The sequence below is a fragment of the Jannaschia sp. M317 genome (assembly GCF_025141175.1).
Classification (GTDB): Bacteria; Pseudomonadota; Alphaproteobacteria; order Rhodobacterales; family Rhodobacteraceae; genus Jannaschia.
The window spans coordinates 777,608-786,577 of sequence record NZ_CP081155.1; the positions used below are offsets into that span (position 1 = coordinate 777,608).

The window sequence follows — 8,970 nt, forward strand, 5'->3', positions numbered from 1 at the left end:
CAGATTGACGGCCCTGCTTTTCATCTTTGGCTGTGGCGGCGTGATGCTGGCCTATGCCGTCACCGGGCCGGGCGGGGGTGGGTAGGTTCGGCTCGGGAACCTGATCGGCCCAAGCGACGTTACATCTCCGACGCACAACTCTGAAGGAGATCGCATCATGGAAGGACTTGGTTGGTTCGCGGCCATCGTCGTCGGTGGCCTTGCTGGCTGGATCGCCAGCATGATCATGAAGGCCGATACGGGCCTGATCCTCAACATCATTCTTGGCATCGTCGGTGCCGTCGTCGCCAACTTCCTGCTGGGTCTGGTCGGCATTTCCGCCGCCGGTGGCTGGATCGCGCAGATGATCGTCGGCATTATCGGGGCCTGTATCCTGATCTTTGCCGTCCGTGCCGTCCGGGGCCGCGCTGCCTGACAGCAACCTCAACAGCCTGCAAAGGGGGCATCGTCCGACAGGGCGGTGCCCTCTTGCGTCGGTGGCTCGCTTGACAAGCCGCGGTGCCGGACCCACACCCGAGCCCATGTCCGAAAAGCCCAAAAAACCCAAGCGCCCGCATTACGTCTTTACCCTGTTGGTGGAGGTGGGCCGCCGTGACGGCGATGGCCTGCCCGCCGATGCCTCGGGCGCGGCACTGATGTGCTATGCCTCGGGCGTCGACGAAGAGGAGGCGGTGCGCGAAACCGTGGCCGTCCTCAAGACCGCCGAAATGAACGTGCTGGAGGTGACCGGCTACGGCACTCTCGAAGAACGCCTGGCCGAGGGCCACGACATCGAGGCGGACGAGCGTGAATTGATGGACCGCGCCCTGGCCGAGAACGCCGTCATCGTGGCCCAGACCACCGTCTTTCGCGAAGGCGACGAGGCATGACCTGCGATCCCGTCGCCCTGACCGCCGACCTTGTCCGCTGCCCCTCGGTCACGCCAGAAGAGGGCGGCGCGCTGGTTCTGTTGCAGGGGTTGCTGAGTGACGCGGGCTTTGCCTGCACGCGCGTCGATCAGGGCGGTACCGCGAACCTGTTCGCGCGCTGGGGCGACAAGGGCCACGCCCGGACCTTCGGCTTCAACGGGCACACGGATGTGGTGCCGGTGGGCGACCGCGATGCCTGGACGCACGACCCTTTTGGCGCGGTCATCGAGGACGGCTGGCTTTACGGGCGCGGGGCCACTGACATGAAATCCGGCGTCGCCGCTTTTGCCGCCGCCGCCGTCGATTTCGTCGCCCGGACGCCCCCGGATGGTGCGCTGATCCTTGCGATCACCGGGGACGAAGAGGGCGATGCCACCGATGGCACCATCGCCCTGCTCGACTGGATGGACACCGAAGGCGAACGGATGGATGTCTGTATCGTCGGCGAACCCACCTCGCCCGATCACATGGGCCAGATGATGAAAATCGGGCGGCGCGGGTCGATGAACGTCTGGTTCACCGTCCAAGGCACCCAGGGCCATGCGGCCTATCCCCACCTGGCGCTGAACCCGATGCCCGCGATGGCGCGGTTGATGGCGCGGCTGTCGGATCACGTGCTGGACGCGGGGACGGAGCATTTCGATGCCTCCACCCTGGCGGTCGTCACCATCGACACCGGCAACGCGGCCACCAACGTCATTCCCGCCGAGACGCGCGCGACGGTCAACATCCGGTTCAACGATGCCCATACCTCCGCCAGCCTGACCGAGTGGTTGCAGGCCGAGGCGGACCGCGTGGCCGAGGAAACCGGCGTGATGGTCGAGATGCGGGTCAAGGTTTCGGGCGAAAGCTTCGTGACGCCGCCCGGCGATCTGTCGGCCCTTGTGTCGCGTGCGGTGCAGCTGGAAACCAACCGTCTGCCGGAGATGTCGACCACGGGCGGCACGTCGGACGCGCGTTTCGTCAAGAACCACTGCCCGGTGGTGGAATTCGGTCTGGTCGGCCACCGGATGCACGCGGTGGACGAACGGGTCCGCGTGGAACAGATCGGCCAGCTCAAGGCGATCTACGCCCGGATGCTGGCGGATTACTTCGCCTGACAACGGGGGGCGGCGTAAACCCCGCCCTACGCCTGACGCACGAACCCGTAGGGCGGGGTTTACGCCGCCGCGCCCCTGGCCCCCTGATCGGCGCGCAAAAAGACCGGGGCCTCGGGCGAGGAACGGTCGGGCTGATAGGCATAACCGCCCAGATCGAAGGTGCAGAGGTCGGCGGGATCCTCGATCCGGTTGTCCACGACGAACCGCGCCATCGATCCCCGTGCCTGTTTCGCAAAGAAGCTGACGATCTTGGGCCCGCCGGGCTTGTCCTCCAGGAAGGTCGGCGTGATCACCGGAAGGGTCAGCGCCTTGCGGTCCACCGCGCCGAAGTATTCCTGACTGGCGCAATTCAGCAGAAAGCGGCTGCCCTCGGCTGCGGCATCCGTGTTCAGGGCGCGCGCGAGCCGGTCGCCCCAGAAAGCATAGAGATCCTTGCCCCGCCGCGTGGCCAGGCGGCTGCCCATTTCCAACCGATAGGGTTTCAACGCGTCCAGCGGACGCAACAGACCATAAAGCCCGGACAGGATCCGCAAACGCGCCTGCGCCTGCCGGGTGGCATCCTCCGACAGGGTCGCGGCGTCGAAGCCGGTATAGGTGTCGCCTGCAAAGGCGTGAATCGCCGGCTTTTCCGGCGCGTGATCCCAGTCGCGGAACCGATCGCGGTTCAGGCGGGCCAGCGGCTCCGAGATGCTCATCAGGTCGCGCAGGTCCTTGATGCCCTTGCGCCGCGCGGTCCGCACCAAGCTTTCGGTTTCCTCCGGAAAGCGGGGGGCGGTGGGCGCGACCTCGACCGGATCGAAGTTCAGCGATTTGGCGGGCGAGATGACGGTCAGCATGGGGCCTCCTGCGGGTGTGTCGGCAATCTAGGGCCTGTCCGGTCGGGTGCAACCACCGGGCTTGATGCAGGTCATGGTCCGATGGTCGCAGGGGCGGGCAGACTGACCTCAGCACAACAGGGAGTCGCAACCATGCTGGAGATATCGCTGCCCAAGATCGCCCAGGTCATCCTTTACGGGCACGAACTGGCCCGAGCGGAGCCGGAATTGCGCGGTTTTCTCGACAGCCTGAACGAGGAGGAGCTGCAGAGCCTGGTGGCCGTCATGTGGATTGGTCGCGAGAGCTTTGCCGCCGAAGACCTGCCCGAAGCGCTGCGTGTCGCCCAGGAAGAGGCGCGCACGCCGACCGCCGACTATCTGCTGGGCACCCCGCATTTCGCAGACCACCTGGAGGCCGGGCTGGAGGCCCTGGGCCTGTCGGCGGCTGAGGACGAAAACGCGCTGCTTTAGTCTTCGGTCGCGCGTAGAACCGCCAGGAACGCCGGGCCGAAGCGATCGGCGTGGCGGTCGCCCAGGATGCGGCGCAGGGCGTCGGCATCTGCGGGCGCGCGCGCGACCTTGGCCAGTTGCGCCGACGAGCAGGTCATCGGCTTGTCCATCCCGTCCGGCCCCCGTGCCAGATCGCCCTGAACGGCAAGCAGGCGGTCGTATATCTCGCCCTCGCCACGGCCCGCCAGCTTGCGCCGCGCGGGGTGCTGCGGCTCCGGGGTCTCTCCGGTGATGACGGCCAGAAAGGTCGCGCCATAGCGGTCCAGCTTGGTGGCCCCCACGCCGCTGATCCGGGCCATGGCGTCCAGGCTGTCGGGGCGGGTCTCGGCCATCTCGATCAGGGTGCGGTCGGTAAAGACGACATAGGCGGGCACACCCTGTGCCTCGGCCAGGGCGCGGCGCTTGGCCTTGAGCGCGGACAGCATCGGCGCGTCTTCTTCGGACACCAGCTGTTTGACGGCGGGGCGACGTTCCGCACGGACGATGGTGTCACGGCGCAAGGTGACGCTTTCCTCGCCGCGCAGGATTGGGCGCGCGGGGTCGGTCATGCGCAACGCGCCGTGACGTTCCGCATCCGGGCGAACCAGGTCCAGCCCCATCATCTGCCGGAAGATCGCCTGCCATTGCGGTTTCGCCGTATCCGACCCACAGCCCCAGGTCGGCAGGGTTTCATGCCCGAAACGGCGGGTCTTGTCGGTTTCGGTGCCGCGCAACACGTCGATCAGGTGCCCGGTGCCAAAGCGTTCCTCGGTCCGGAGCATCGCCGACAGCGCCTTGCGCACCTCGGTCGTGGCGTCGAACAACTCGGGCGGTTTGGCGCAGAGATCGCAGTTGCCGCAAGGCGCGCTGTCCTCGCCGAAGTAGCGCAGCAGGGATACCCGGCGACAGACCTGTGCCTCGGCCAGGCCCAGCAGGGCGTTCAGGCGACCATGGTCGGCCTGCTTCAGGTCGGGCGGGGCCAGCCCCTCGTCGATCTGTTGGCGTCGAAACCGGATGTCGTCGGACCCGAACAGGGTCAGCGTGTCGGCGGGGGCACCGTCGCGGCCCGCGCGGCCAATTTCCTGATAGTAGGATTCGACCGATTTCGGCAGGTCTGCATGGGCGACCCAGCGGATGTCAGGCTTGTCGATGCCCATGCCAAAGGCGACGGTTGCGACGACGATCAATCCGTCCTCGCGCTGAAACCGGGTTTCCACCCGGCGGCGGTCGTCCGGGTCCATGCCCGCGTGGTAGTGGCAGGCGCTGTGCCCGTCGTCGGCAAGCGCGCGCGCCAGCCCCTCGGTCTTGGCGCGTGTGCCGCAATAGACGATGCCCGATTGCCCCTTGCGCGCGGCGGCGAACGACAGGATCTGGCGGCGCGGCTGGTTCTTCGGCTCGAAGGCCAGCGTCAGGTTGGGCCGGTCGAAGCCATGCAGGAACACCTGCGGCGGGGCGTCGAACAGGCGGCGGATGATTTCATCGCGGGTTTCGGCGTCGGCTGTCGCGGTAAAGGCCGCCAGCGGCACGTCCAGGGCCTGCCGCAGGGCCCCGATCCGCAGGTAGTCGGGGCGGAAATCGTGGCCCCACTGGCTGACACAATGGGCCTCGTCCACGGCGATCAGGGTGCAGTTGGAGTTTTTCAGCATCCGTTCCGTGCCACCGGAGGCCAGCCGTTCCGGCGCAATATAGAGCAGCTTCAGCCGTCCCTCCTCGATCGACTGCCAGACGGCCTCGGTCTCCTCCTCGGTGTTGCCCGAGGTCAGCGCCCCGGCGGTCACCCCCGCCTCCTGCAAGGCGCGCACCTGATCGCGCATCAGGGCAATCAACGGTGAAATCACAACGGTCAAACCATCGCGACACAGGGCAGGTAGCTGGAAACAAAGGGATTTTCCGCCACCCGTCGGCATGATGGCCAACACGTCGCGCCCGTCGCAGACGGCGTCTACAATCTCCGCCTGACCGGGACGGAAGGCGTCGAAACCGAAGACGCTGGACAGAAGGTCCGCAGGGGCGGGAGAGGGCGTGTCTGACATGCCCTCGGAGTCTCATATGGCAGGCCTGTTCACAAGGCAGGACGCGGCGCGCGGGTTGCAAGCGTATGCGAACGATTCGCAAAAAGCGTCTTTAAGTTTACGAGATGTTGTATTACGTAACCCACCCTGACGCACTTTATGGGGGACCACGATGTCCATCCTTCGCAATACCCTGATCGCCACCTCGCTGGCCACGACCCTCCTGGCGCTGCCCGCAGCCGCCGCCGAGGTGACGCTGCGCTTCCAGCATTTCGTCAACCCGACGTCGGCCAACCCAAAGCATTTCATGCAGCCCTGGGCCGATGCCATCGAAGAGCAATCGGGCGGCCGGATCGAGGTCCAGCTGTTCCCCTTCATGCAGTTGGGCGGTGCCGCGCCCACTCAATACGACCTGATCGCGGACGGTGCGATTGACGGCGGCTGGGTGATCCCCGGCTATCAGCCCGGCCGTTTCCCCGAGGCGGAGGCGCTGGAACTGCCGTTCATGGTGACCAAATCCGCCGAAGAGGCGTCGAAAGCCGCCTGGACCTTTACCGAGCAGCACCTGATGGACGATTTCGCGGACGTCCACGTCATCGCCGCGCACATGCACGGTCGCGGGCTGGTTCACAAAAAGGGGGCCGCGCCCGAAACAGTCGCCGATTTCGCCGGTCTCGACCTGCGCGGCCCGTCGCGGACCGCCACGCTGCTGCTGCGCAAACTGGGCGCGAACCCGGTCGGTATGCCCGTCCCCGCCTTTCCCGAGGCGTTGGCCAAGGGCGTGCTGGACGGCGGCGTCATCACCTGGGAGCAGGCCCCCCCGCTGAAGCTGGACGAACTGACCGACAGCCACACCGACGTGGCGGGCGACAAGTCGCTCTATAACCTCTATTTTATCTGGGCAATGAACAAGGCTGTCTACGAGGGCCTGCCCGATGATCTGAAGCAGGTGATCGACGACAATTCCGGCATGATGGCCTCGGCCTGGGCCGGGCGCGCCCATGACATCGGCGATGCCGAAGCGAAGCTGGTGATCGAAGCCACCGACAACCAGATCGCGGAAATGTCGACGGAGGCAACCGCCGAGATCATCGCCCTGGGCGAAGAGGTCACCGCCGAGTGGATCGTGGAGATGACCGAAAAAGGTCTCGACGGAGCGGCTCTGGTTGCCGATGCGCAGGCGGCGGTTGCGGCGAACATCGCGCAGTGATCCGCGCGGGCAGCCGCGTCGGAATGAGTATTTTCGCCGAGAAGAAGCAGGGGGCGGTCCATCATGGGCCGCCCTTTCGCGTCAGGTGGGCCGGGCCAGGGTGACGAGCGTGTCGCCATAGCGGCGCTGATCCACCTGGATCAGGCCGGCGAGGGTGGGGGCCGTGCTCTCTTCCCAGACGATGAGCGCCTCGGGCGCGATCCAGCCCGCGTCCAGCAAGGCGGCGATGGCTTTTTCGCCCAGACCCTGCGCGTAGGGCGGGTCGAGAAAGATCAGGTCATGCGGCGTGCCGGGGCCGGGGCGGCGGGCGTCGCGGGGGTGCAGGCGGGCGGGGGCGTCCAGCAGGGCGATGTTCTCGCGCAGGATGGCCTGAGCTTTGCGGCCTTGTTCGATGAACGTGGCCTGCGCCCCCCCCCGGCTCAGCGCCTCCAGACCCAAGGCACCGGTGCCGGCGAAGACATCCAGCACGCGGGCCTCCGTCACCGGATCGCCATGGCCGCCGTTGATCAGCAGGTTGAAGATCGACTCGCGGACGCGGTCGGTGGTCGGACGCAGATGGGCGGCGGCATCGCCTTTGCCGACGCTGGCCAGACGGCGGCCCCGCCAGCGGCCTCCGACGATTCTCACATCAGGCTCTTGATCGGGACGGAGCCGTCGGCGACCTGCGCCGGGTCCGGGGACCGGCCTGCCTCGACCAGCCGCTTGCCAACCATATAGGCCCGCGGGTCGTTCATGGCGTCCACTGCCAGCAGGCGGTCGCCCGCGTAGTACCAATGCGACCGGCCATCCCCGTCGCGCTGGACGACGCGGTCGAAGCCGGTGTTCAGGCCCGCGATCTGCAACTTGACGTCGTATTGATCGGACCAGAACCAGGGCTTGGCCAGGTAGTCGGTGGTGTCGCCCAGGATGTTGCCGGCAACGGTTTGGGCCTGTTCAATCGCATGGGGCACCGATTCCAGCCGCAACCGGATGTCGCCCACCGGAAAGGAGCAGCAATCCCCGGCGGCCCAGACCCCGGCGGCAGAGGTCCGTCCCCGCGCGTCCACCGCAATGCCATTGTCGACCGCCAGCCCCGCCGCCTGGGCCAGGGCAGTGTTCGGCGTGACGCCGATCCCGATGACCACGCTGTCTACGGCCAGGACCGTGCCGTCGGCCAGAACGGCCCCGGTGACCCGCCCGTCACCGGTCAGGCGATCCAACTGGGTTCCTTCGCGGATGTCGACGCCCTCGGCACGGTGCTTGGCGGCGAACCAGGCGGCGGTTTCGGCGCAGGAGACGCGGGACAGCAGACGCTCCGCGGCCTCCAGCAGGGTGACGCGCATGCCGCGCTTTCGGGCGACGGCGGCGGCCTCCAGGCCGATATATCCGCCACCGACGACAAGCAGGTGGGCGTCCGGCGCAAAGTCCGGCTCCATCGCGTCGATATCGGCCAATGTGCGGACGGTGTGGACGCCGCCAAGGTCACCGCCGATGGCGGCGGGCAGGCGGCGCGGGGTGGCACCGGTGCTCAGCACAAGCGCGTCCCACGCCTCGACCCCGCCCGCATGGGTCAGGGTGCGCGCGGCGGGGTCGATGGACGTCACCGGCGTGGCAAGGTGCAGGTCCACCCGTTGATCGTCGTAGAAGGCGCGGGGCCGCAGATGCAGCCGTTCGCGCGCCATGTCGCCAAGCAGATAGGCCTTGGACAGGGGCGGGCGTTGATAGGGGATCTCCGGCTCGGCGCACCAAAGGGTGATGCGCCCGTCGAAGCCCTTCTTGCGCAGGGTTTCGACCGTGGTGGCCCCGGCCTGGCCGCCGCCGACGATTGCGATGTGATCCATGGTGCGTCCTCTGGTCCCCGTGTCGGTCACAGCTATATCCCCGAGGATCGAACTTCAAACACGAGGACTGCGACATGACGATTACCACCGGCGACCGACTGCCCGAGGCCACCCTGCTGCGGATCGGCGACGACGGGCCCGAAGGCGTGGCCCTGTCCGAGCTGACGGCCGGCAAGACGGTCGTGCTGTTCGGCCTGCCGGGTGCCTTTACCGGGACCTGCACCACAGCGCATGTGCCCAGCTTCATACGGACCAAGGACGCCTTTGCCGAGAAGGGTGTCGTCGATATTATCTGCTTTGCCGTCAACGATCCCCACGTGATGAAAGCCTGGGCGGAGGCAACCGGTGCCGAGGCGGCTGGTCTGCACATGCTGGGCGACAGCGACGGGGCGCTTACCAAGGCGCTGGGCCTAGACTTCGATGCGCCGGCGGCAGGGTTTCACGGACGCACCACCCGCTGCGCCATGCTCGTGGAGGACGGCACGGTAAAGGTGCTGCATTTGGAGCAGGGGCGTGGGATCTGCGAGGCCACCGCCGGTGAGGCGATGCTGGCCGAAGTCTGACGGACGGGGGGGCGAGGGGATTGCCATCCCCTCGCGCTCCCCTGCCCGAAGGG

Annotated in this window: 10 protein-coding genes; 6 read left to right on the forward strand and 4 right to left on the reverse strand. The window is 67.1% G+C overall.

Annotated elements, in window-relative coordinates; genetic code table 11:
• Window positions 1-157: 157 nt before the first annotated feature.
• From K3551_RS04095 to dapE, 3 genes are all read left to right on the forward strand, one after another.
• Entirely contained in the window at window positions 158-415 is a 258-nt protein-coding gene (locus tag K3551_RS04095) for a GlsB/YeaQ/YmgE family stress response membrane protein (protein WP_259917922.1), read from the forward strand.
• Window positions 416-521: 106 nt separating this feature from the next.
• Window positions 522-869 (forward strand): hypothetical protein, encoded by a 348-nt coding sequence (locus K3551_RS04100; RefSeq protein ID WP_259919474.1) that lies wholly within the window; start codon window positions 522-524, stop codon window positions 867-869.
• Window positions 866-2,008 carry a succinyl-diaminopimelate desuccinylase gene (gene dapE / locus K3551_RS04105; protein ID WP_259917924.1) on the forward strand — a complete coding sequence of 381 codons (1,143 nt, stop codon included), beginning with the start codon at window positions 866-868 and terminating at the stop codon, window positions 2,006-2,008. Before K3551_RS04100 ends, dapE begins: the two co-directional genes overlap by 4 nt.
• Before the next feature lie 59 nt (window positions 2,009-2,067).
• On the opposite strand, the gene yaaA is transcribed toward dapE, so the two are convergent.
• On the reverse strand, window positions 2,068-2,844 hold the full coding sequence (gene yaaA / locus K3551_RS04110) for a peroxide stress protein YaaA (RefSeq protein ID WP_259917925.1): 777 nt from the start codon (window positions 2,842-2,844) through the stop codon (window positions 2,068-2,070).
• A gap of 132 nt (window positions 2,845-2,976) precedes the next feature.
• Between yaaA and K3551_RS04115 the strand changes: the two genes are divergently transcribed.
• Window positions 2,977-3,294 carry a DUF3775 domain-containing protein gene (locus K3551_RS04115; protein ID WP_259917926.1) on the forward strand — a complete coding sequence of 106 codons (318 nt, stop codon included), beginning with the start codon at window positions 2,977-2,979 and terminating at the stop codon, window positions 3,292-3,294.
• Here K3551_RS04115 and recQ read toward each other — a convergent pair.
• Window positions 3,291-5,345 (reverse strand): DNA helicase RecQ, encoded by a 2,055-nt coding sequence (recQ, locus tag K3551_RS04120; RefSeq protein ID WP_259917927.1) that lies wholly within the window; start codon window positions 5,343-5,345, stop codon window positions 3,291-3,293. The genes K3551_RS04115 and recQ overlap by 4 nt on opposite strands.
• A 151-nt stretch (window positions 5,346-5,496) precedes the next feature.
• Between recQ and K3551_RS04125 the strand changes: the two genes are divergently transcribed.
• Window positions 5,497-6,534, forward strand: coding sequence for a TRAP transporter substrate-binding protein (locus tag K3551_RS04125; RefSeq protein ID WP_259917929.1), 1,038 nt, complete (start codon window positions 5,497-5,499; stop codon window positions 6,532-6,534).
• Between the two features lie 81 nt (window positions 6,535-6,615).
• Here the strand turns inward: K3551_RS04125 and rsmD are convergent, their stop codons facing one another.
• Window positions 6,616-7,161: a 16S rRNA (guanine(966)-N(2))-methyltransferase RsmD gene (gene rsmD, locus K3551_RS04130; RefSeq protein WP_259917931.1), complete on the reverse strand. Its 546-nt coding sequence runs from the start codon at window positions 7,159-7,161 to the stop codon at window positions 6,616-6,618.
• Entirely contained in the window at window positions 7,158-8,354 is a 1,197-nt protein-coding gene (locus K3551_RS04135; protein WP_259917932.1) for an NAD(P)/FAD-dependent oxidoreductase, read from the reverse strand. Before K3551_RS04135 ends, rsmD begins: the two co-directional genes overlap by 4 nt.
• A gap of 74 nt (window positions 8,355-8,428) precedes the next feature.
• Between K3551_RS04135 and K3551_RS04140 the strand changes: the two genes are divergently transcribed.
• Complete coding sequence (locus tag K3551_RS04140) at window positions 8,429-8,917, forward strand: peroxiredoxin (RefSeq protein WP_259917933.1); 489 nt, start codon at window positions 8,429-8,431, stop codon at window positions 8,915-8,917.
• Window positions 8,918-8,970 lie beyond the last annotated feature (53 nt).

What these genes read in the sequence shown, in the direction of transcription:
- K3551_RS04095 (WP_259917922.1), top strand. Translation starts at nt 158, where the DNA reads ATGGAAGGACTTGGTTGGTTCGCGGCCATCGTCGTCGGTGGCCTTGCT.
- K3551_RS04100 (WP_259919474.1), top strand. Translation starts at nt 522, where the DNA reads ATGTCCGAAAAGCCCAAAAAACCCAAGCGCCCGCATTACGTCTTTACC.
- dapE (WP_259917924.1), top strand. Translation starts at nt 866, where the DNA reads ATGACCTGCGATCCCGTCGCCCTGACCGCCGACCTTGTCCGCTGCCCC.
- yaaA (WP_259917925.1), bottom strand. Translation starts at nt 2,844, where the DNA reads ATGCTGACCGTCATCTCGCCCGCCAAATCGCTGAACTTCGATCCGGTC.
- K3551_RS04115 (WP_259917926.1), top strand. Translation starts at nt 2,977, where the DNA reads ATGCTGGAGATATCGCTGCCCAAGATCGCCCAGGTCATCCTTTACGGG.
- recQ (WP_259917927.1), bottom strand. Translation starts at nt 5,345, where the DNA reads ATGTCAGACACGCCCTCTCCCGCCCCTGCGGACCTTCTGTCCAGCGTC.
- K3551_RS04125 (WP_259917929.1), top strand. Translation starts at nt 5,497, where the DNA reads ATGTCCATCCTTCGCAATACCCTGATCGCCACCTCGCTGGCCACGACC.
- K3551_RS04135 (WP_259917932.1), bottom strand. Translation starts at nt 8,354, where the DNA reads ATGGATCACATCGCAATCGTCGGCGGCGGCCAGGCCGGGGCCACCACG.
- K3551_RS04140 (WP_259917933.1), top strand. Translation starts at nt 8,429, where the DNA reads ATGACGATTACCACCGGCGACCGACTGCCCGAGGCCACCCTGCTGCGG.